Genomic DNA, 22246 nt, shown 5'->3' with positions numbered 1-22246 from the left:
TTTGTTCGTTTATAGCAACCGCGTTTTTACGAGGTTATCGCCACCGACCCATCCGAATTTACTAGAACTATTAAGCCTGCACTCAAACGCTGTACCCTCTTGCTAGAGAGCCTCGTGGATTTATTCAAGGTAGGCGCACTAGTATTTTAGTGATCAAGGACGAGTGTTTCTCACCCCAGGTACAAGTATTGTGCACTCAGCCGCAAAGCCTCCACTTACCGCGGTTGTAGAATTCTTTCAGATGCGCTGAGAAAGACTTCTCGGGTGTACTCAAACTGAAGTCCTCACGCTTCTATGCACACTTCTTTTGTGAAAACAGTAACACGAATAACCATTTTCTTAGGTCGCTGCTTGATAAGACAGTGCATAAAAGTGATAGTTTGCTCAAAATAGACAATCCTACAGCCAACTTAGAATAATGTTCACGAGATTGACGCTTGAGTTGATTACCTATGGCATCTGTCAGGGTGACTGTTTTTAGCCTGACAACAGCCTTCATTCAGTTAGGGTCAACAAAAAAAGACTTGCACCTAACAACAAGACACAGCTAGCGCCCGCAACCTGGCCTAATTGCACCAATGAGAACCTAGAGAGCAGATTTGGTTTACTTGGCACTGCCTCTTTCCAAGAGAGTCGCTTTTGCTGCTGGCGAGCTGCCGCTTGATGCCCGTACCGATTTCCTAAAATAGCGAGTGCACCAATCCAGGCCAGGGTAAAAGCCATACCCACAGAAATAGAAATAACCATTGCCACACTTGGCCACAGCAAGTCATTTGCCAGTCCATACAGCAACACGAGCAATGCGCCGCTACAAGGTACAGCGCCGACCGCCAAGGCGAGCCAGCCACCAATGCCTTGGGGATCTTCACAAGTCAGACAGCTACAGTCCGCCAAAACAGCGCTATTTCCTGGCGGCGCAGTCTTTTGCGGCACGGTCTCTCGTAACCTATCTAATTGCCCAGTTTCTGATAGTGCGAGCTGCTGAGTCAAACTGGGATATAGCATCGCTTCTACCGTCGCATTGTCTCCGGACGCAGCATAGGAAGCGGAATGGACAGTGTTTCGCTTTTTCAGCGCCTGTCGCAACATCCAACCACCAATGAGCGCGATCGCCCCATAGCTAATCAACTGCACCACCCGGTAACTACTGGCACTGCTGCCGCCCACTTGCTGTACCAGTTGATCGGTAAAAACAACAATAACAACTGCAGAGAGCACATGGAAAAGAGCAATTCGTATGCCCATTACAATGCCGCGCCGCATGCTACCACCATTGCCGACAAAGTAGGAAACAATCACCGCCTTTCCGTGCCCAGGTCCTAATGTGTGCAGCACCCCATAGCTAAATGACAGCAGCATCGCCATTATCAGCGTACGCGGCGATGTTTGCCGCGACAGATTTCCTAGAGACACCGTTAGCACATTGGAAACCCTCGCTGGTAAGGTGCGCCACCATGGCCCTGTAATTTGCCTAGCAAACGCTAATGAGTTGGTATCTGGAGCTGGTGTGATCGCCTCCAAATCCATCGCATAGCTCACCTCGATCGTTCGGCTACCATCTACTCGAAACAGCTCGTATCTGCCGGAGCGCGATCGCAGCTTGCCAGTAATCTGCACCGCTGAAAACAAACCAGGATTCTCAATCGCTACCCTTGGCTTGATATAGACCATCTGATTGGGCGGCGGCGTTGGAACGTGGATACAAGCACCCACATAAGGCACTAGCAAAAACTCGCTTACTGTCTGCGTTCGGCTATCGGCTTGAGCATTGCCCAATGGCAGAATATAGCCCGAGAGTTGAACAGATTGTTCTTCCAAATCGGGGTTAGTGATTTGTGATTGCGACCGCCAGTAGGCCCGAGCTTCATCCGCATGAACCAACAGTGCGTCCGTGTCGAGCCCTTCAGCAGCTAAGGTTTGCTCTAGCCGCTGAATTTCTTTAGCCTCTATGCTCTCAGGCGCAGATGGATTCTCCTTTGTCCATTCTTTCAGCTGATACAAACTAGAAAGACGATAGGTTTGTGCTTCACTTAGGTGCTCGTAAGGATTGCGCAAGTGCGTTGAGTGGGCCTGCAAATCGTCCCAACTAATTGCCTCTTGAGCCCTTACCGGCGCGGCTGGAATGATAGCCATCAGCAAAGCCAGCACAAAGACAAAAAACAGTGCACTCAGGCGAGAGCACCACAAAGCAAAAGAGCTGAGCTGACAAACCTTGAACATCTACTGCTCACAAAAGCGATGACGCGGCTATTGTATCGTCTTTAACAAAAGTCACTTACTTTGAAGTCTTCATCGCCTCTGGTAAGCATTAAATAGGTTGACCGGTTAAACAATTGCCTAGATATTGGTGGATTTGTAACGGGTTGAGCTTGTGGCCAATGAACACGAGTTGGTTTTGCATAGGGGGCGTTTGAGTATCTGGAGAAAGGCTGCATCGCTTGCCTGCTAGCTGAAAAATATATCGCTGTGGCTGATTTTCAAACCATAGAATGCCCTTAGCCCGAAAGATATTCTCGGGCAATTGATGCATCAGAAAATGTTCAAACCTAGTAAAGTCGAAAGGGCGATCGCTGCGGAACGGAACAGATACAAAGCGATCGCTCACGATGTGATTGGAAATCTGTTGCTCTGAAAGAACATAGGTCTCAGCGTCGGATAGCCCCACATCTAGAATGGCGGAGAGCGGCAGTGCAGCAGAAGTTTCTAAGCTACATCGCAGCAGCCGTGCCTGGGCTTTTAGTCTATGTATTTCAGCTTCTACAGCCAAAATACGGTCATCGTTTACCAGATCAGTTTTATTGAGTAAGATGACATCGCTGTAGATAAGCTGATTGGTGTATACCGAACTGTTAAAGAGATCCGCACCAAAGTTATCCGCATCCACCACACCGATGACAGAATCGAGCCGAGTCAAGTCTTTTAGGCTTGTACCAACAAATGTCATCATAATCGGCAGCGGATCAGCTAGGCCGGTGGTTTCTATCACCAGATAATCTATCCGCTCTTCTCGCTCTAATACCTGATAGACCGCATCTACCAGACTTTCGTTAATCGTGCAGCAAATGCAGCCATTACTGAGCTCCACCATCGTCTGATCGCTTGAAACCAAGAGCTGAGTATCAATATTAATATCACCAAACTCGTTCACCAGTACAGCGACTTTGAGGCCCTCGGCATTATTCAAAATGTGGTTAAGCAGGGTAGTTTTACCGCTCCCTAGAAAGCCGGTGATGATCGTGACAGGCATTCCTTGCTTAGGAATCCTGATCGCTGAGTGATCTTCGACTAATTCATCTTTGAATGCTGACGCCATAGAGCAGTAATGATTATCATTCTCAGGATCTTACACTCTAAATCACGTTGCATAGAAATAATCTGCTAAGCTTTTGCATATGCGATAATGATTATCATTTCTAGAGTATGCTAGCGGTTCAGAATCTATCAGTCAACTATCGGGGAATCGAAGCACTGACAGCAGTTTCACTGACTTTGTACCCGGGTGAGTGGGTAGGCCTGATCGGACCTAACGGTGCCGGGAAAAGCACCTTGGTCAAAGCTATTTTGGGACTGATGCCTTATCAGGGAAAGATTCTACTGAATGGAGCTTCACTGAAACGGCAGCGGCGGCGGGTAGCGTATGTACCGCAGCGATCGCAAATTGACTGGGACTATCCGATCACAGCCTGGAATGTGGTGATGATGGCGCAGACAAGAGCGCTTGGCTGGGGGCGCTCTCCCGATGTCCAAGCCAAGAAGCTAGTGAGTGCTGCGCTCGATCGGGTGGAAATGTTGCCCTTCAGAAATCGTCCCATCGGTCAGCTCTCGGGTGGTCAGCAACAAAGAATTTTTCTGGCTCGCGCTTTAGCACAGCATCCTGACTTATTTTTGTTAGACGAACCCTTTAGTGGCATTGATAAGAAAACCGAAGCCGTTATGCTAAGCATTTTCGCCGACCTCAGCGAGCAAGGCAAAACGCTACTAGTTTGCAGTCATGAGTGGGGCGAAGCGCTCAATCGCTATCATCGATTGCTATTACTCAATCGCCGCGTTTTGGCCAACGATACCCCTCGAGCGGTGATGACGATGGAAAATATTCAACAGGCTTACGGCGCGAATATTCAATCAGCTTTGCACAATCAGAACGTCATTCCTTTTGCCTGTTAGCTGTTGTTTTTACCTGCTTGCTGCTGCATTCCGGTCGGGCAGATCCAAACACAATAGGTTCATTCTCTGCTCTGATACTGGAGTAAATTCGTACATACGCTCAGTCGTCTGTGATCGCACGTCAAAATCTTCTGGCTGGAGCTAAACCTTGAGCTCAACAATAGAGCCAATAGAAAGCAGGTAGAGAAGGTTAAGTATGATAGTAGGCTCAGAAAGAGAAAGTGATCGCTAGTCCCGGTAGCACCACATGAGGCGTCACATCGCCCAAGATTCCCATGTGCTGAACAATTAGGTAAGTACCTATAATCGGGCGTAGAACACTCATCATCACGCCTGCCGTCGCACCTAATCGCCTAAACTCAAAGTTCAAGGAATCTAACAGCCGGCTCATAGTGTGAGTATGCATAGGGAACAGTGATTGCTGTGCGATCACTGCATCTCTTGCCATGATTGCGTGAGTACCTGTCCGGCTGACCTAGCAAACACAAACGTTAACAGAAAACCTACAGCCAAGTCGGGTAGTCCAGAATGCGTGATAAACACTAGTCCTGCTGCTACCAACACCGATGTATTGGCAATGATGTCATTCCTAGAGCATAGCCATACCGAAGACATGTTCAAATTATCTTTTCGGTGTCTAGACAACAGCATCAGACAAATAAGGTTAGCAAGTAATGCTAACAGACCAACTGTACTCATAACGCTCACTGTCGGTGTGATGCCAGCAGAGAGTTGATAGAGGGCTTTAGCGAAGAGGGCGATCGCGAACAAAAACATCAAGATGCCCTTTAAAAAAGCAGATCCCGCCTGGGCTTTACGTCCTTTATTCACCACGTATAGGCTACTTGCATACACCAACGCATCTCCCAGCATATCCAAGGAATCTCCAGCAAGAGAAAGCGAGGCGGCTCGAATGCCCGCACCGAATTCGACCACGAACATCACTAGGTTGATAAACAGCACAGCCCACAGCACCTGAGTCTGATTCTTCTTCAGCTTCGTTAACTCACAACCCTTGTTCTGACAGCAGCTATCACTCATAATTTGCTCTTCAATACAACGTTCAAGTGAATGTTAGAACGTTACCACAAAAGCTTGTAGGCTAGCACTGGGTAAGTCCCCTTATGGGTACTTTGTACTGACGCTTTTTATTCCACAACTGCGTACGACTCTATGCCCATACTGAGGCCATACTGAAAAGTATTCATTGATGCCGAAACGAGGTCTCAAGCAATCTCTCAAAGACAATCCCTATAAGGGCTTATGCCTTTACAGGGATTGGAGAACCATTAGTTTGTTCAAAAAGCTGGTGATCCGACTCGAACGGACGGCCGGCTGATTACAAATCAGCTGCTCTACCAACTGAGCTACACCAGCAAGAGGCTTGATTATATCAAACATCGAAACGATTTTGATAGGCTGAGTCGATCTTGATCTGCGAAGCACTGACCTGATATTCAGTCCTTCCTCCGACCCGTTTCGAGCCAGCCTTTCTTATCGCTTTGGCATAGTACCATCAAAGCCCGTCTCAATTAAACTGAGTTGATCAAACCAAGCCTAGGCCTTGTTATTTTATACTGCCCAGCGAGCCAGCTCAGTGCGGTTATGGAGTCCGGTTTTGCCTAGCATGTTGCTCACATGGCTTTCAATTGTACGCTGGCTAACTCTTAGCTCGTCAGCGATTTGACGGTTGGCCATGCCCCTGGCGACAAACTGCACCACCTTCAGCTCGGTAGGCGTTAGCTCTACGTCAAAAGGTACCTGAATGGTCGGCATCGAACTCGACCCTTTGTTTTGATGGTGGATCAAGCGATTCGCCTGCTTCAAAGAAGACTCTACTTGGGCAACGAGTTCTTCGGGCTCAAAAGGCTTAACCATATAGACGTCAGCGCCGGTGGTCAGACCTTTAACGCGATCTTGACTCTGTCCCTTAGCGGATAAGAACAAGATTGGAATCCAGCTCTTACTAGGATCCTGACGAATTTGTTCGACAAAGGCGTAGCCGTCCATTTCTGGCATCATCACATCGCAGATGATCATATCTGGCGATAGCTCAGGAAGCATCGTGAGTGCCTCTCTGCCGTTACCGGCGGTCACTACCTGATAGCCACGAAATTCTAAATAGTCCTTTACGAGCAAGATGAGATTAGGATCGTCATCGATGAGTAAAAGTTTTTTTTGTTCTCCCGGATTGGATTCTTTCATGCCGTTTGTCCGTAATCTGAACTGAGGAGAGGTCTGCACTGATGTTTGTACTGATGTTTGCACGGGTATATAGGGTGAATGAACAGCATTTGGTCTCGTTTAACTGATGGAACTAATGTAGCAGTCCTTCAGCTAGCATACAGAAGCGTGGTTGCGCAAGCGTTAGCCTATCAATTTTCTATATCAACTATTCCCAAAATGTTGGATGAAATCACCCAGGCAAGTTGTATTGAACAAAAGTTAACTAATCAGCGGTATTATCAGTATTTGTCAATGGCCGCTTAAGCTCATATAGTCGCCACTACATATAGTCGCCACTACATATAGTCAAATAGTCCGCGACTGCATTTCTTCAATTGAGCGTGCTTGAATCATTCGTTTGCTCGCTTTTGGATTGGTGTTGTGATAGTAGGCGCCTCGTGGCGTTGCTTTAGACATGATCACATTACTAAGCGACTTTGGCTTACAAGATGCCTATGTGGCGGTGATGAAGGGGGTGATCGCCTCAATCGCTCCAGGAAAGCTGATGTGGGACCTGACGCATCAGATACCACCGCAAGATATCTTGGCAGCTAGATTTAACCTGACGATGGCCTATCCGCATTTTCCAAAAGGGACTGTGCATCTAGCAGTAGTAGATCCGGGGGTGGGCTCTAATCGACGGGCGATCGCCTTGCAGCATCCGAACGGATTTTTTGTGGCTCCAGACAACGGTCTGCTCGGCAACCTCTTCGACCAAGCGCAGCACGGCCCATCGATTACAGCCGTCAGTCTAACCAATCCTCAGTATTGGCGAGTGGAGCAGCCTAGCCATACGTTTCACGGAAGAGATATCTTCGCTCCTGTCGCTGCACATCTGGCTAACGGTGTGCCGATTGAGTCGTTGGGTGAACGTATCGATCCGGCCACACTAGTCCAACCGAATTTGCTACCCCTGCAAGCCGTCAACAGCAAGTCGCTTGATCAGCGTACGCTCCAATACGTTGGCAGTCTGCAGTACATAGACAGTTTCGGCAACCTGATAAGCAACATTCCTGGTGAGGTGGTCTCTAACCGGTCCTGGCAAGTTGCGCTCGAAACGCCCCATCGTCAGTTTGAATTTACGGGTGTAAGCACATACGCTGATGTCCCTGTAGGTAGGCTGTGTGCAGTAGTTGGTAGCCACGGGTGGATAGAGATAGCCTGTAGCTGTGGTAACGCTGCTAAAACACTTCAAGGTGTGGCTGAAGTTGGCAGTCCGCTCTCTGTAGTAATTTCCGAAGTGCAGTAGTTTCGGCGCATAGGTACTGCCCGAACAAGTATCAGATGCAATAGTTTAGACAATCTTTTCACTGAGACGATATCTTAGTAGCGATAGCCGTACTCAGGTTAGCAGCGCTTGTACGAACCTCTTCACCATAAGTATCGACCGCAAACGTTTTCTCAGCTAGTGGGTCAAGATGCGATCGCTCAAACCCTCACGCATGCCTTAGAGCAAAAGCGGATTGCTCCAGCTTATCTATTTTGTGGTCCTAGAGGCACTGGCAAAACGTCTAGTGCTCGGATCCTAGCAAAATCGCTCAACTGTCTTAGCTCAGAGGTGCCAACAGCTCAGCCCTGCGGTCAGTGTGACGTTTGCCAAGCAGTGATCCAAGGGATTGCGCTAGATGTCGTCGAAATCGATGCGGCAAGTAATACTGGTGTGGATAATATTCGCGAGCTGATCGAGCGATCGCAGTTCGCACCCGTACAATGCAGGTACAAGCTTTACGTGCTCGACGAAGTTCATATGCTGAGTACGGCTGCGTTCAATGCGCTGCTTAAAACGCTAGAAGAGCCACCGAGCAGAGTAGTGTTTGTACTGGCTACGACCGATCCTCAAAGGGTCCTGCCGACGATTATTTCTCGCTGTCAGCGGTTTGATTTTCGCCGCATTCCGCTGCCGTCTATGATCAAACATTTGAGCTATATTTCGGCTGAAGAGGCTATTCAAATTGAACCATCCGCGATTCAGCTAGTCGCTCAGATCTCTCAAGGTGGATTGCGTGATGCTGAAAGCCTGCTAGATCAGCTGAGTTTGCAAGCCAATAAAATTACGGTTGAGACGGTTTGGGACTTGGTGGGGGCCGTTCCTGAGCGAGATTTGCTGAATCTGGTAAGAGCGATCGCCGCCGATGATAGCACCGCCTTGCTAGAGCGCGTTCGCCATCTAATGGACAAGGGCAGAGAGCCTTTGATTGTGCTGCAAAGCCTGGTGGGGTTCTACCGCGATTTGCTAATTGCCAAACGTGCGCCCAAACGCGTCGATCTTGTGGCAATTACCTCACCTACCTGGGCTGAGATGATTCCTTTTGCGCAAAAGCTATCTGCTGCTGCGCTGCTTGCTAGCCAACAGAAACTCCAAAGCGCAGAAGTTCAGATCAAAAATACAACTCAGCCACGGTTGTGGTTAGAAATTACGCTGACCGGACTACTACCTAGTGCGCTAGAGGTGATGGCCAAGCGTACTCCTGCTAGTAACGCTGCTACGAACCCAGCTACTAACAGGGCTAACAGTGCCGCTGTCGATAATGCGCGCGAGACAACAGCAGCGACTGATATCACCTCTAGTGTTAAGCCTAAGATTGCACCTAGCATCACGCCGCCAATCGTTAAGCCTGCGATCGCATCAACTATTCAGCATCCAGTGCCGCCCTCGGTAGATCAGCCAGCACAGACGGCTGCTACCGGTGCCTCCAAGTCTCCAACAGAGCCTCCCGTATCACTACCAGCTATTCCAGGCGAACCGAATGAACCTAAAGCAGAACTATCTGATAGTTCTGCCTCTTCTAATAATCTAGACCCAGCCAAGGCAGCAGTGTTATCAGATCCGTCTGCTGCTTCTGCTACACAGCCCACTCCCTTAAAGCCGGCAGCCCCAGAAAAGCCAATAGCTGTTGCCTTCGGTAATCTAAGTGATTTGTGGAAACAGATCCTAGCGGTGCTGCAACCTCGTGGGACGCAGATGTTGATGTCTCAGCAGGGAATGCTACTCGGTTTTGATGGGGTAGGTGCAAAAGTTGGATTTCGTTCGGCTCCCCTTCAAAAAGCAGCTAGAGAGCGCATTCCCAATCTAGAAGCTGCTTTCCAAACAGTTTTTCAGCGACCCATCAAAATATCTTTGGAAGTTGTCGACACGTCAAAGCCAGTAGATCCTGCTGCCCAGTCATCTGCTAGTTCATCCACTGGCCTTTCGCCTCACTCACAGCCTTCGACTCTACAAAGAAATCAACCGACTAATCCGCCAACCAATCAACCAGGTAACCAATCGAATGGACAATCTACCAATAACAGCTATCTAGAAATTAGCAGTGGCGCAGATATCGAACTGTCAGATAGCTCAAATATCTCTGTGCCCAACGTTCATAAACCTGTTACGCAACTGAGTACTCCATCTAATCCGAGGCTAGATGCGTCTGTTAATCGACAGCTTGCTGACCAAGAACAAGAGAAGATAAAGCGATTTGCTAGCTTCTTCAACGGTCAGATTGTTAATCTAGATGACGATGCTGATCCTCCACTACCAGGATCGACCGAACAAACAGACTCTAACCAAGGACCCAAATCTTCTGCACCTGGCCCAGATGTTCCGTTCTAGACCTAGCTACGCAGACTAACTTTGTAGGTTTTTTCTAAAGTGGCGCGAATCTTTTGGTGAATAGGATCGATATCTTTGTCGGTAAGGTTGTGATCGCTTGCTCGATAAACTAGCCTAAACGCCAAAGAGCGACTGCCTTCCGGTACGCCTTGCCCACGATACTCATCAAATAGAGTCACTGACTCTAACAGTTTGCCGCCCGATTTATTCATTGCCTTTTGCAGCTCAGCGACGTTTACCTCAATTGGGGCAAAAAATGCGAGATCTCGATCAGAAGCTGGATACCTAGAGAAGGCCTCAAACTTAACGGCCTTACCACGCTTTCCAGTCAAACACATTTCTAATACGGCCCAATCTAGCTCAAAGACATACACCGCCTCCGGCAAGTCTCTCTCGCGGCGTAGCTCTGGGTGTAGCTGCGCAAAAGTCCCTAGCCGCGTACGACCTCGCACAAACAGACCCGCCGTTCGTCCAGGATGGAGTCGCTCATCCCTAGCCTCAGCCCGATAGTCCACAGCTAGTCCTAGATTATCAAACACGCACTCTAGAATGCCTTTTGCCTCATACCAGGTGAGCGGCCTCTCTTGATTGCTATTTTCCCAGCGTCCCTGGCGAGCATCTCCACCGACAATTCCTGAGACCTTAATCGATTCGATCGGATCGCCCTCTGGATCGTCGTCAGGCTGATTGAAAACAGTACCGATCTCAAAAGCGTTGAGTGGCCCGTTTCCTTGATTAATGTTGAGCTCAAAGGCTGCAATCAACCCATCTAGTAAATCAATTCGCAGCGCTGAGTACTCGGTGAACAAAGGATTTGCGATGACTACTTGCCGATCAGAGCTTGGGCTAGTTAAAGAATAGTGAATGACCTCTGTTAATCCCGCTCCTCGAAAAGCTGCTCGTAGCCGCCTAGACAACGCTGCCGCTTGAGAAAGATAGCCGCGTGAGGTCTGGCTTGGTAGCGTGTTGGCGAAGCGGTCGTAGCCATAGAGCCTAGCGACTTCTTCGATCAGATCAATTTCGCGCTCTAAGTCACGATAGCGATAAGGCGGGATTTCTACTGTCCAAGTGTCTTCATCGGTAGCAGTTGCCTTGCAGCCTAATTTGCTCAATAACGTTTCAACAGTTGCTTTGTCTAGTGCCTTGGTGCTTCCCTGCTCGACGACCTCGCCTAGGATTTGGTGAACCCGGCTCAAGCGCAGCGAAACTTCTCTAGTCGGTGAGATATTGCCTATCTCAGTGCGATCTTCGCCCTGTCCAACTAGCGTTGCGCCTGCGGTTTCGATAAAAAGCTGAAGGGCGCGATCGCGAGCTAATTTCAGCTCGGCCGGGTTTACTCCTCGTTCATACCGAGCCGAGGCTTCAGTACGCAGTCCCTGGGACCTAGCCGATTTGCGAATTACCGCCGAGTCGAAATAGGCCGCCTCTAGGAATACCCTTTCTGTCGTATCGATAACTTCCGTCTTGGCCCCACCCATAACACCAGCTAAGGCCACTGGCACATCGTTCGCGGTAATCAACACTGTCTGCGCTGCTAGCTGCCGCTCTTGATCGTCTAATGTCACTAATGATTCAGACTCTGTTGCGTAGCGAACACTTACTGAGAGTGAATCTTGCTCACCTACTGCCATGAGTCTATCTAAATCGAAAGCATGTAGCGGCTGGCCCCACTCTAACAAAACATAGTTGGTGACATCGACTACGTTATTGATTGCCCGGGTCCCGGCGGCAATTAAGCGCTGTTGTAGCCAAGTTGGAGATGGCCCAATCCTAATCCCTTCTAAAACACTTCCCATATAGATAGGACAGATCTTAGGCTCGCTCAGTGTGATATCTACTTTGTCTAAGGCTGTTTTACTTCCTGGCAGATCGTCAGAGATTGGTAGCTTCAAAGGGTTTCCAGTGATAGCTGAAATCTCTCTGGCGATGCCTACCATGCTTAGGGCATCGGCTCTGTTCGCTGTAGAGGTCACATCCAAGACAAAATCATCTAGGCCAAGTAGAGGTCGCACGTCTTGACCAATCGAAATCTCTCCCTGCTCAAATTGCTGCTCATCGAAGATATAGATCCCTTCAGAGTCTCGAGCTAACCCTAACTCCGCTAGAGAGCAGATCATTCCTGCCGATGCGACTCCTCTCAACTCGCGCGGCTTAACTTTCAAATCTACTTTAGGTAGATAGCTGCCGACCGTGGCTACCGGCACACACGTATTCGCACCAACATTCGCCGCTCCACAGACAATAGTTGAAGTCTGGCCTTGATTAATATCAACCGTACAGACACTCAGCTTGGCTGCATCTGGATGAGGCGATGTGTCTAATACCCGACCTACTACCACGCCTTCTGCCCAGCTGCGCCGATCTTCTATTTCTTCGACCTCGAATCCCGCCATTGTTAGCGCTTCAGCTAGTGCCTCCGGCGAAAAGTCAAACTCGACAAGCTCTTTGAGCCAGTTAACAGAAACACGCATTGTGAAATCGACGCTTAGGCGCTTTTTTAAGAAATCAGGCTGTCAATAGTCTTGAGTACGCTTCAAAGAAATTTCCAAGTGATATTGGAGAGCCAGCCTCGACTTATGGTACTACGGTTTCCTGTCTAGAATCCCACGCTTGCGCCTATTGCTGGTGCTGAGCTGCTTAGGACAGTCTATTTGGCTAGAACCGCTGTACGAGGTCAGGCAGATCGATGTGCAAAGTAAGCCTGCATCCTCACTCTGCTATACAGACGGGCATACTCAAAATACGCCCAGACGCAGATTTTGCAATGACCTACTGCATTAAGACCGGTTGCCTCGATCCTAAGAATGACAACGCCGCTAGATTTTGCAAAAGCTGCGGCAGTAAGCTGTGGATACGCGATCGCTATCGAGTGATAGGTGCTTTAGGTCGAGGGGGGTTTGGTGCCACCTTCCTTGCCCGTGATCAGCGGTTGCCTGGCTATCCCGCCTGCGTTATCAAACAGCTCCGACCCACTACAGATGTTCCTAATCTGCTAGATATGGCCCGTAATCTCTTTCAAAGAGAAGCCAAAATTCTCGGCAAGATTGGAAATCACCCTCAGCTTCCTAGACTACTTGACTATTTCGAGATGGCTAAGGAATTCTACCTAGTGCAGGAATACGTCAGCGGTTCCACACTTCAAAAAGAGGTCAAAGAATCAGGCCTTTTTACAGAAGTGAGCGTCAAACAATTTCTCAAAGAGATTCTGCCCGTTATCCAATATATTCACAGCCACAAGATCATTCACAGAGATATCAAACCGGCTAACCTTATCCGCCGCGAACAAGATCAGCAGCTTGTCATGATCGACTTTGGTGCAGTCAAAGACAAGGTCAGTCAACCCACGGTTGATCCAACGGATCAAGCTGCACTGACTGCCTACGCTATTGGTACTCCTGGATACGCGCCTCCAGAACAAATGGCCATGCGTCCTGTATATGCTAGCGATCTGTATGCTATTGGCGTTACTTGCATCTACCTGCTCACAGGTATCCCACCGAAAGATCTTCCCTATAATGCTCAAACTGGCGAGCTTCTTTGGCAAGAGCGTATTTCTGTGAGTAGTCATTTCTCTCAAGTCCTAGTGAAAATGCTCGATATCTCAGTGCATAAGCGCTATCAAATGGCAGAAGAGATTATACGGGATCTTGAAGTTGAGCCGTATCTAGATAGCTTGGCTCAAAACCTATCTTTTGCAACACCAGGACCTGATACGAATAACCAACCAAGCACCCAACCTACGAAAAGCACCCAGCCTACGACGCGAACATCGCGCTCTGCTCGCATAGCCGCGACTATTCGAGCTAGAAAAGAACGCCGTCTGAACAACAGTACTCACTACAAGGGAAAAGAACGCCGTCTGAATAGCAGTACTCACTACAAGGGCGTAGAGCGGCGGCGACGCAAAAAATACACAGCACAATCTCTAATTGATGCTTACGCAAAAGGCTATCGCGACTTTTCTGATCAAATACTTACACAGCTTGATCTCTACAAACAAACCTTTGCAGACGCTAGGTTTGCCAAAGCCAACTTGCGCGAGGCAAATCTAACCAGCGTTGATCTTTCTAATACCAATTTGGGACAGGCAAATCTTACTAGAGCCATCCTCAAAAATGCGAAGTTGGTGAGTGCTTATTTAGCCGATGCCAATTTAGAGGGGGCTGACTTACGGGGTGCCAACCTCAGCAAAGCTAACCTAGACTCTGCGAAACTAGACGGTGCTAATCTTTGTGGGGCCAATTTGACTGGAGCCACGCTTAGCGATGCTCAATTAGCCACTGCGCTGACTAACTGGTCGACTATTCAAGTTGATGGACGCCGAAGTCTGCTACAGAAGATTTTTTGAGTAAAGTTTGAGTAAGCGCTTAGCGCGAAGGTTTCAATCAAAGATTCTTGATCGAGATAACAAGCAAATTTTTGGCTGAGACCGTTACACTAGCTCTAGTTGCCGTAGAAGGAAAGTTTTGACTATGTTTGTTGATGAGCTGACCCCGTTCATAAAGGAACTTGCCCAGCAGCCAGTAGCTTTTTGTGGTGGCTTTTTCTCTGGTTTATTTCGACTAGACTTGACAGAAGATCCGGTCAGGAGCTGGCTGAATAAACAAGGGGCTGTGCCGACTGCTAATGATACGGCGGGTGGAATCAATACCTCTAATCCAAAGGGGCCGCAGTCAATCGATATTGACTAGGCCTCATAGCGTCTTCTTAGATACAGATACCTTGATGGTGATTGATCCACGAACAGCGCCAATAGCGCTAGCTGAGTGCAGATTGTCATTGCGAGCATGAGTTTAGGCTATTAGTCCAACTGAGTACTCTACGGATAACTTTTGTTGGACTACTAATATCTTTGAGGCTGCTATCTTCTGCTAAATGACAGGCGGTTGTGTACGCTGCGATCGCTCGATTCCTATAGCCCTGTAGATGATAGGTTCGCCCTCTTTCTGCGTAGAGAACGGCACTTTTAGGTCTAAAGAACAGAGCAATATCTAGACATATTAGCGCTTCCTCGTAGTTACCCATCTCTCTAAAGGTAACCGCTTGGTTGAGCCGAGCCCGGATGTTCAAAGGGTTGAGATCGATGGCCTCGTCGTAATCGGCGATCGCATCTTGCCAATTGTGCCTGATCGCGTGTAGATTGCCCCGATTGCTGAAGGCTCGATCGAACTTGGGGTTTAATTCTATAGCCCGATTGTAATCAGCTAGCGCGTCGTCGCCGCGTCCCAGGTTGCTATACATGAGTCCTCGATTGACGAGATTCTCTGGGTTAGTTGGTTCACGGACTATCAAATGACTAAGAATTTTGACAGCGGTGATATGGTTACCTTTTTTAGCTTCATCCCCAGCCTGCTTTCGCAGCAGCAAAGTAGTATCTGTAGAAGATAGCCAGCTATCGGCATTGGGATGATAGGTAGAGCGCACGGGCTTTTGTCCCGACTTACTCTGACGAGATCTAGGAACGAGAGCGCGCAACGTCGTTAGATAGTTAGCTTGAGATCTAAAGGACTTTGAATATGTCATTGACCGGGTCTCCTACAGATTACTTTGCTAGCTAAATTAGCTGAGACAGTAGATATCTCTAAAAGCCTCAAATGACATCACTTGACCCGACTAGCAAAATGAGAAGAAGATATCCTTCACTTCATCTATCTAACGTCGATTGAAACACCTCTAAAGTCCAGGTATAGCAAGCGTCGGATTGCATGCTCTATGAGAAATCTACGCCTACGACGTTTGTGCGTCTTTTAGCCTGGATGTACATAGAGTCGCTAGCGGTTACAAGTGTTGTAAGCTAAGAGCCCAAAGCTATAGGAGTGATACCTAATGATTCCACTGTGGAAACCACCGTAGTTTTCACGGTGATTTCAGCAAAACGAGTTGTTTAAAACCAACAGATAAAACCAACAGATAAAACCAACAGATGCCGTTTGAACTAGCAACATGTGGAGTCAGCTTGCTCGAACAGCTGACTGTAATAATCTCATGGGCCTACATAGATATAAACTGGGAAAGAACGTAAAGATAATGTCGATGCTTATTAGATAAAGTTGATATGTACGTGTAAGCACTTGAAGCAACGGAGATTGAAGTATCCTTATCGACCACCTTCCTATTTAATTATTAAGAAATTATTTATCTTTTGAAGACTTTCTATTGGCAAACAGTAAAAAGGGCCGGTTCTGAAGATACAGAACTGGCCCTTTTTACTTGATTAACTTAATTAAATATCTTTAGCTATCGTACATAGGCTAACTAGAGATGCTGCCTAAGACTACTTAAGTAAGTCCAAATGAATCGAGCTCTCTAAGCTAGTAAGGAATGAGAACCTAACGACTAGTTTCGATAATTTCAGGTTTAGCCTAAAAAACCAGCACTGTTATCGGTTGTGATCCACCCGCTATGAACCAGCTTCTAATCTATCTAAACCCGACAGAAGCTTGCCATACGAACGCTAACAGTAAAAAGAAGATGGGCAGAATGGGCAAAACGTCAATGAGAGGGCCAAAGGCGCGGTAGGCTTCGGGTAGCTCTGCTACTAGAAAGGCAACATCCATATACCAAACATCTCCAAATACTTGTGTAATATTAAGGATATTTTATCACGATATGTGAGGTCATCTTAATACAGCTAGCCGGGTCTATATTCATTCAGAAGGCTCTTCGCTACCTAAAGCTTGCTGATCCAACTTGCTAATTAAAAGAGACTAGAGTCTACAGCCAAGCTGCAAACTCGGCTGTAAAGCTGTCTTGCAAAATAGCACTGCGGATCATTGTTGTGAACCTAATGAGTTCAGTGATGTTATGAATTGAGATAAGTGTGTAGGCAAGCATTTCCTTAGCATGGATCAGATGACAAAGGTAGGCTCTTGTGAAGTTTTGGCAAGTGTAGCAGGGGCAATCTGCATCTAGTGGGTTTAGATCTCGGCGAAACTGAGCGTTCTTCAAATTCCACCTATCTCCCTTGACTAGCGCTGCGCCATGACGCGCTAGCCTAGTGGGAATTACACAATCAAATAGATCAATGCCCGCTGCGATCGCCTGAGCCATCTCTCTATATGTGCCAACACCCATGAGATAACGTGGCTTGTCTTCTGGCAGTAGGGGAGTCGTTGCTTGCACAATCTGCTCAATTAGCTCAGGCGGCTCACCTACGCTAACTCCACCGATCGCGTAGCCTGGTAAGTCAAGTGCTGCAAGGTTCTTGGCTGCTGTCGCTCTCAAATCTAGGTAGGTACCACCTTGCACAATGCCAAACAGTGCCTGGTCTGCTCTGTCATGAGCACTAATACAGCGCTTCAGCCACCGATAGGTTCGATCTGTTGCATTGACAACCGCCTCTCTAGTTGCAGGATACGGCGGACACTCGTCAAAGGCCATAATCACATCAGCACCTAGGGCATTCTGAATCTCTATAGAGTGCTCTGGAGTCATCTCAATGATTCTACCGTCGCGAGGTGAGCGAAAGGTTGCACCCTCGTCAGTTACCGTTCGCATTTCGCTGAGGCTGAAAACTTGAAAGCCACCAGAATCAGTCAGCATCGGTCCATCCCAATTCATGAACCGATGAACCCCACCCGCTTCGGCGATTAGCGCTTCACCTGGCTGCAAGTGTAAATGATAGGTATTTGCCAGCACCATCTGTGCATTACACGCTTTGAGCTGTGCAGGGGTGACCGTTTTGACATTGGCCAGGGTGCCAACCGGCATAAACCTAGGCGTGTGAACAGGACCATGAGGCGTATGGAACACGCCAGCACGCGCTTTGGTATGGCTACATCTTGCTTGGAGCTGATAAGCAAATGCTTCAGGGCTAGGCGCTTTGGAATTACCAGCTCTAAAAGCGCTAGAACTACTGGCCGATGGAGTGATCAATAGAAGTTATTCCGTTCGTCATCGATTGAAGCATCCCAGCTTGCAGATAGTGCTTCAGTGACAATAGCTTCTAGGGCTGCAACATCAATCTCTCGATTAGACCGGTCACTAGATACTCTAGAAACAGGCGTTAGACACAAACAGCGATTATCCTGAACAAGGACAAAGCTGGTGTCTGCTTCAGATCTCACTATCTCCATGTAGTCGAAGCTATGGACATTAAGATAGAGGCTATGGTTGGCGACTAGCGTTGCGCTGTGAGGATCGGCGAAGGCTTCCATGATGCAACCCTCTCCAGTATTAATAATTTCGTTGTCTTGACGGTGAATGTAGCGAACATGGCGAAGGTCTTTTAGCAGACGGAGCATATCCGCTTTACGAACGACGATGCCGTTATCGATAATACACGGTGCAAGAAAATTGCCAGAGGAATTGTAGTTCATTTGAAAGGCTTCACTGAGGCCAATAATCAATTCGATTAAGCGCAATAATTGTGAAGAAAATCCTCACAATTCGAGAATACATCCTAACAGTAATCGATTTTTGAAGATTGCGAAATTAGATATGCAAAATTTTGAATTACTTTATCCAAAGAATGCATATCTGTCTTATAGTGACCAATTTATCCTCACAAAAGATGCGCCAGATTACTGATTCATAAAGTGATTTGGTTGTGTACGCAGTCTGAACTGCTCAGTTCATCAGTTCATAAGCAGGTGTCTAAGATTGAGCAGTCGAACGCTAGCAGCATAAAGAAGGATTGTTAAGGCGGTATCCGCGAGTTGGGGATCGACCACTACCGTTACGCTGCTAGCGTCTTCCTTCTTCTATAAGCTTTTATGCTTTATGGTTTTTTTAGTTGAAAGCTCTCGTATCTTTAGTATCTATCTAATCTAAGAGCAGAAAGGTAAGAACAAGGGAGTTCTATTTCTGATTCAGGCCGTTTAGTGCGCTTACAAGACATCAAGACACTCCATTGAGCATAGTACCGTAGACCTGAACTGACAATGCGCCTACGAGATCAGATATTTTGAAAATCACCTGGTGCCATACTAAGGAACCGCTAGATAGGTCTGCTAAGCAAGTAGAGCCTAGAGGGGTTGCCTTAGAGCTACTGCTGCTGACGTTGCTGACGCTGTTTTGCCGAGCGCCCTTTTTCTTTGAATCGGTGATTGATTGGGATGAGAGTACTTTTATTCTTATGGGCCAGTCGCTTTTGGATGGTCATTTGCCCTATACGCGGCTTTGGGACCTCAAGCCCCCATTCTTGTTTGGATTTTTCTCACTGGCTATCTTGTTGTTTGGTAAAACGATTGCCTCAGTTCGGTTCGCTGGGGCACTAGTCGTTGCGCTAACGGCCTTTAGCGTGAATCGCATCACGCAGCGACTATGGACGGTTCGAGCTGGGTGGATAGCAGGGGGTCTATTTATTTTAATGATGTCGGTTGTGGCTGGAGGACAGCCTGTCATGAGCGAACATATCGCCGTCTTGCCGCTAACGCTAGCGCTTTGGCTACTGGTGGTGCGAGGGGCAACTACACCAACTTTGTTTTATTGCGGTTTGCTAATCTCGGCTGCGATGATGATGCGACTGAATCTAGTCTATGTGGCCGTCGGTATGGGTCTCTATCTACCGGTTGCAGGACTTAGGCAACCGCTAGCTCAGCAGGTTCGCACTGTTAAGCGGATTCGTACTGTTGAGCAGGTTCGCACTGGATTGATCTATGGTCTCGGCGTCGTGATTCCGGTCTTCTTAGGCTTTCTCCCTTACTGGATCACAGGCATTTCGCAGGCCTGGTGGACTTCGGTAGTGGTTGCTTCTTTCTCTCGGGCTAATGCTGATTTAGAAAGCTACGAAGTTGCCGTGGTTTTACTAGTCAAGATATTGGACTATATCTGGAATTGGCCTGGGTTCGGTCTACATATCTTATTTTGGTTGGGTACGATTGGGGGCATCAGACTGATTCTAAAGCGCCGAATGCAGCTACAGCCACAGCAAACATCTGGCTGGGCGCTGGTGATTGCTTTTATCTTGACTATTCAGTTCTCTATTTTGGGGAGCGGTTCAGCCCATCCACACTATCTAATTCAGCTGGTTCCTTTCTTTGCTATCCTTTCGGGTATCTTTGTTGAAGCGGTGATCAAGCAAGGTCGGCAGTTCTTTATTGCAGTGCTTCTTCTCTTGTGCCTGGGTGCCTATCCGATTTTTGGTCAATATGCATCCATCACATCTGGCTTGCTCACGGGCGCGCCGATAGATTACTCACCTGCTAGAGCGATCGCCAATTATCTATTCGATCAAGGCCTCGAAGAGCACTCAATCTACCTGATGGATGAACATCTAGCTTACTGGTATCTAAATACCTATCCGCTCATCCCCTCGATAGCGCACCCTTCAACAATTGGGAAAGACTATTTGCTGCAAATTCTGTATGGACCTAGCTGGTCTAGCCCTCGAGAAATGAGGCGACTGTTAGATCTCAAACCCGAATTGATTGTCAAGCAGGCAGATCCTTTTTATCTAAAAGAGCAACCAAAGACAGTTGAGCTTTTGGAAGCTGCACTTGATCAGAATTACACCTTCATTCACGATATTGAAGGGCTCAAAATCTATGCAAACAAGGACCTTTCTACGCTTGATAGCGAATGGTAGAAGCTCCCTACCTCGTTAGAAGAAACAACTTCATTTCTAAAAGATATTCTATTCATAGAGATTTACCGCTCACCCCTCGAAATTCCTTTCTATATCTGCTTATATATTCCGTATACGTGACCTTTCATAACAAGGATTCTAAGGAGTTCCTATGTACATAGTGCAGATTGCCTCTGAATGTGCGCCAGTAATCAAAGCGGGCGGTCTGGGCGACGTGGTCTACGGCCTCAGTAGTGAGCTAGAGCGCCAAGATCATTGCGTAGAACTGATTCTGCCAAAGTACGACTGCATGCGCTACGACCACGTATGGGGTATGCACGAAGCCTACCGTGATCTCTATGTGCCTTGGTATGATGGCGAAATTCACTGCTCTGTTCAGTGTGGCTGGGTTCATGGACGGCTTTGCTTTTTTATTGAACCTCATTCGGGCGATCGCTTCTTCGATCGGGGCAAAGTCTACGGTGATTGGGACGACCAAGTCCGCTTCGCTTTCTTTAGCAAAGCCGCTCTAGAATTCTTGTTAAAAAGCAACAAGCGCCCAGATGTTCTCCATTGCCACGACTGGCAAACTGGACTTGTCCCGGTGATGCTTTTCGAGATGTATCAGCACCATGGAATGGAAAGACAGCGCGTCTGCTACACCATCCATAACTTCAAGCATCAGGGTACGTGGGGAGTGGATATCCTCAAAGCCACCGGACTCAACCGCGCCGAATACTACTTCAACGCCGCTCGCTTGTTAGATAACGGCAACCCCTTTGCTATCAATTTTATGAAAGGTGGCATCGTCTATGCCAACTACGTCAATACAGTATCGCCACATCACGCTTGGGAAGCCCGCTTTACAGATATCGGCTGTGGGCTGCAACCCACCTTAGCTGTTCATCAAGACAAGTTTGGCGGCATCTTGAATGGAGTTGACTACACAATTTGGAACCCGGAAGTCGATAGCAAGATTCCGGTGAACTACTCTGTCGAAGATTTTGAAAACAAGACTTTGGTTAAAAAGGCACTAAGAGAGAAGTTGTTGTTAGCGGCCTATGATAAGCCCATTGTTGCTTTTATTGGTCGACTAGATCAGCAGAAGGGAATGCACCAGGTGCACCATGCGCTCTATTACTGCCTAGAGCAGAGCGCACAGTTTGTCATGCTAGGTTCTGCAACCGAACAAGCAATCAACGACTGGTTCTGGCACGAGAAACACTTTTTGAATGACAATGTAGACTGTCATCTGGAAATTGGCTTCTATGAAGAGCTAGCCCATCTGATCTATGCAGCAGCAGACATTATTATCGTGCCCAGCAATTATGAGCCCTGTGGCCTAACGCAAATCATTAGCTTGAAATACGGTACGGTGCCTGTAGTGCGCGGTGTAGGCGGGCTAGTAAATACTGTTTCTGACTGGGATTATGACGAGCGACCAAAGGAAGAGCGCAATGGTTTTGTTTTCTATGAGAATGACAGCATTGCTCTAGAGTCGGCCTTAGGAAGAGCTTTTGACTTGTATCGAAATGAGCCGGCTCTGTTTGAAAAGTTGGCAAAGCAGGGAATGCGCTGTGACTATTCTTGGAAGAAGCCATGCGAGCACTATCTAAAAGCGTATGAGTTTATTCGAGCATGAGACCTAGGCAAGCCGCAGGCTTGCCTAACAGGCTAGGAGATTGAAGCGATCGCCCCAATTGGATCTTCTCAAAACACGTAGCTAAGGCAAATTATCTCCTATAAGAGTTACA

General features: G+C 47.8%; 17 protein-coding genes and 1 tRNA gene. 7 read left to right on the top strand and 11 right to left on the bottom strand.

The features are described from left to right. Positions 1 to 495: 495 nt before the first annotated feature. Entirely contained in the window at positions 496 to 2220 is a 1725-nt protein-coding gene (locus S7335_RS00750; protein ID WP_006456778.1) for a DUF3299 domain-containing protein, read from the bottom strand. Between the two features lie 88 nt (positions 2221 to 2308). Next, positions 2309 to 3313, bottom strand: a complete 1005-nt coding sequence (locus S7335_RS00745) for a GTP-binding protein (protein ID WP_006454295.1) — start codon at positions 3311 to 3313, stop codon at positions 2309 to 2311. 107 nt (positions 3314 to 3420) lie between these two features. Here S7335_RS00745 and S7335_RS00740 point away from each other — a divergent pair, with 107 nt between their 5' ends. Further along, positions 3421 to 4164 (top strand): metal ABC transporter ATP-binding protein, encoded by a 744-nt coding sequence (locus tag S7335_RS00740; RefSeq protein WP_006456651.1) that lies wholly within the window; start codon positions 3421 to 3423, stop codon positions 4162 to 4164. A 208-nt stretch (positions 4165 to 4372) separates the two neighbouring features. Here S7335_RS00740 and S7335_RS00735 read toward each other — a convergent pair whose 3' ends face one another. The 4 genes from S7335_RS00735 to S7335_RS00720 form a co-directional block, all read right to left on the bottom strand. Further along, a complete protein-coding gene (locus S7335_RS00735) occupies positions 4373 to 4612 on the bottom strand; it encodes a metal ABC transporter permease (RefSeq protein WP_227499922.1) in 240 nt (79 codons plus the stop codon). Further along, positions 4594 to 5205 carry a cation transporter gene (locus S7335_RS00730; protein WP_006453933.1) on the bottom strand — a complete coding sequence of 204 codons (612 nt, stop codon included), beginning with the start codon at positions 5203 to 5205 and terminating at the stop codon, positions 4594 to 4596. Before S7335_RS00730 ends, S7335_RS00735 begins: the two co-directional genes overlap by 19 nt. A 263-nt stretch (positions 5206 to 5468) precedes the next feature. Further along, positions 5469 to 5541: transfer RNA gene (locus S7335_RS00725), tRNA-Thr, on the bottom strand. A 195-nt stretch (positions 5542 to 5736) separates the two neighbouring features. Continuing rightward, positions 5737 to 6369, bottom strand: a complete 633-nt coding sequence (locus S7335_RS00720; protein WP_038015334.1) for a response regulator transcription factor — start codon at positions 6367 to 6369, stop codon at positions 5737 to 5739. A 436-nt stretch (positions 6370 to 6805) separates the two neighbouring features. On the opposite strand from S7335_RS00720, the gene S7335_RS00710 reads away from it, so the two are divergent. Together S7335_RS00710 and S7335_RS00705 are read left to right on the top strand one after the other, a co-directional pair. Continuing rightward, positions 6806 to 7639 (top strand): S-adenosyl-l-methionine hydroxide adenosyltransferase family protein, encoded by an 834-nt coding sequence (locus S7335_RS00710; RefSeq protein WP_006453472.1) that lies wholly within the window; start codon positions 6806 to 6808, stop codon positions 7637 to 7639. 108 nt (positions 7640 to 7747) lie between these two features. Next, entirely contained in the window at positions 7748 to 9985 is a 2238-nt protein-coding gene (locus S7335_RS00705) for a DNA polymerase III subunit gamma/tau (RefSeq protein ID WP_006453754.1), read from the top strand. Between the two features lie 2 nt (positions 9986 to 9987). Here S7335_RS00705 and pheT read toward each other — a convergent pair whose 3' ends face one another. Further along, the gene (gene pheT / locus S7335_RS00700) at positions 9988 to 12456 is read right to left on the bottom strand and encodes a phenylalanine--tRNA ligase subunit beta (RefSeq protein WP_006457413.1); all 2469 of its coding nucleotides are present in this window, start codon (positions 12454 to 12456) and stop codon (positions 9988 to 9990) included. Positions 12457 to 12749: 293 nt separating this feature from the next. On the opposite strand from pheT, the gene S7335_RS00695 reads away from it, so the two are divergent. Then, positions 12750 to 14333, top strand: coding sequence for a serine/threonine-protein kinase (locus S7335_RS00695; RefSeq protein WP_006455609.1), 1584 nt, complete (start codon positions 12750 to 12752; stop codon positions 14331 to 14333). Between the two features lie 124 nt (positions 14334 to 14457). Continuing rightward, positions 14458 to 14676, top strand: a complete 219-nt coding sequence (locus S7335_RS00690; RefSeq protein ID WP_006453719.1) for a hypothetical protein — start codon at positions 14458 to 14460, stop codon at positions 14674 to 14676. Between the two features lie 85 nt (positions 14677 to 14761). Here S7335_RS00690 and S7335_RS00685 read toward each other — a convergent pair whose 3' ends face one another. The 4 genes from S7335_RS00685 to S7335_RS00670 form a co-directional block, all read right to left on the bottom strand. After that, complete coding sequence (locus S7335_RS00685) at positions 14762 to 15508, bottom strand: tetratricopeptide repeat protein (RefSeq protein WP_006454769.1); 747 nt, start codon at positions 15506 to 15508, stop codon at positions 14762 to 14764. An 896-nt stretch (positions 15509 to 16404) separates the two neighbouring features. Further along, positions 16405 to 16542, bottom strand: a complete 138-nt coding sequence (locus S7335_RS00680) for a photosystem II reaction center protein K (RefSeq protein WP_006456025.1) — start codon at positions 16540 to 16542, stop codon at positions 16405 to 16407. A gap of 157 nt (positions 16543 to 16699) precedes the next feature. Next, positions 16700 to 17860 (bottom strand): tRNA guanosine(34) transglycosylase Tgt, encoded by a 1161-nt coding sequence (gene tgt / locus S7335_RS00675; RefSeq protein ID WP_006453859.1) that lies wholly within the window; start codon positions 17858 to 17860, stop codon positions 16700 to 16702. Then, positions 17857 to 18303: a hypothetical protein gene (locus S7335_RS00670; protein WP_038016654.1), complete on the bottom strand. Its 447-nt coding sequence runs from the start codon at positions 18301 to 18303 to the stop codon at positions 17857 to 17859. The genes tgt and S7335_RS00670 overlap by 4 nt, the downstream gene beginning before the upstream one ends. A gap of 587 nt (positions 18304 to 18890) precedes the next feature. Between S7335_RS00670 and S7335_RS00665 the strand changes: the two genes are divergently transcribed. Next, positions 18891 to 20513 (top strand): glycosyltransferase family 39 protein, encoded by a 1623-nt coding sequence (locus tag S7335_RS00665; protein WP_006454094.1) that lies wholly within the window; start codon positions 18891 to 18893, stop codon positions 20511 to 20513. Positions 20514 to 20664: 151 nt separating this feature from the next. Next, positions 20665 to 22134, top strand: coding sequence for a glycogen synthase GlgA (glgA, locus tag S7335_RS00660; protein WP_006454739.1), 1470 nt, complete (start codon positions 20665 to 20667; stop codon positions 22132 to 22134). The last annotated feature ends 112 nt before the right edge of the window (positions 22135 to 22246 follow it).

Source organism: Synechococcus sp. PCC 7335 (genome assembly GCF_000155595.1).
Lineage (GTDB): Bacteria > Cyanobacteriota > Cyanobacteriia > Phormidesmidales > Phormidesmidaceae > Phormidesmis.
The sequence above is the reverse complement of the archived record's forward strand: the minus strand, read 5'-3'. Positions and strand labels throughout refer to the sequence as shown.

Coding starts and splice junctions, on each gene's coding strand:
- S7335_RS00750 (WP_006456778.1), bottom strand. CDS start 2,220: ATGTTCAAGGTTTGTCAGCTCAGCTCTTTTGCTTTGTGGTGCTCTCGC.
- S7335_RS00745 (WP_006454295.1), bottom strand. CDS start 3,313: ATGGCGTCAGCATTCAAAGATGAATTAGTCGAAGATCACTCAGCGATC.
- S7335_RS00740 (WP_006456651.1), top strand. CDS start 3,421: ATGCTAGCGGTTCAGAATCTATCAGTCAACTATCGGGGAATCGAAGCA.
- S7335_RS00735 (WP_227499922.1), bottom strand. CDS start 4,612: ATGGCAAGAGATGCAGTGATCGCACAGCAATCACTGTTCCCTATGCAT.
- S7335_RS00730 (WP_006453933.1), bottom strand. CDS start 5,205: ATGAGTGATAGCTGCTGTCAGAACAAGGGTTGTGAGTTAACGAAGCTG.
- S7335_RS00720 (WP_038015334.1), bottom strand. CDS start 6,369: ATGAAAGAATCCAATCCGGGAGAACAAAAAAAACTTTTACTCATCGAT.
- S7335_RS00710 (WP_006453472.1), top strand. CDS start 6,806: ATGATCACATTACTAAGCGACTTTGGCTTACAAGATGCCTATGTGGCG.
- pheT (WP_006457413.1), bottom strand. CDS start 12,456: ATGCGTGTTTCTGTTAACTGGCTCAAAGAGCTTGTCGAGTTTGACTTT.
- S7335_RS00695 (WP_006455609.1), top strand. CDS start 12,750: ATGACCTACTGCATTAAGACCGGTTGCCTCGATCCTAAGAATGACAAC.
- S7335_RS00690 (WP_006453719.1), top strand. CDS start 14,458: ATGTTTGTTGATGAGCTGACCCCGTTCATAAAGGAACTTGCCCAGCAG.
- S7335_RS00685 (WP_006454769.1), bottom strand. CDS start 15,508: ATGACATATTCAAAGTCCTTTAGATCTCAAGCTAACTATCTAACGACG.
- S7335_RS00680 (WP_006456025.1), bottom strand. CDS start 16,542: ATGGATGTTGCCTTTCTAGTAGCAGAGCTACCCGAAGCCTACCGCGCC.
- S7335_RS00670 (WP_038016654.1), bottom strand. CDS start 18,303: ATGAACTACAATTCCTCTGGCAATTTTCTTGCACCGTGTATTATCGAT.
- glgA (WP_006454739.1), top strand. CDS start 20,665: ATGTACATAGTGCAGATTGCCTCTGAATGTGCGCCAGTAATCAAAGCG.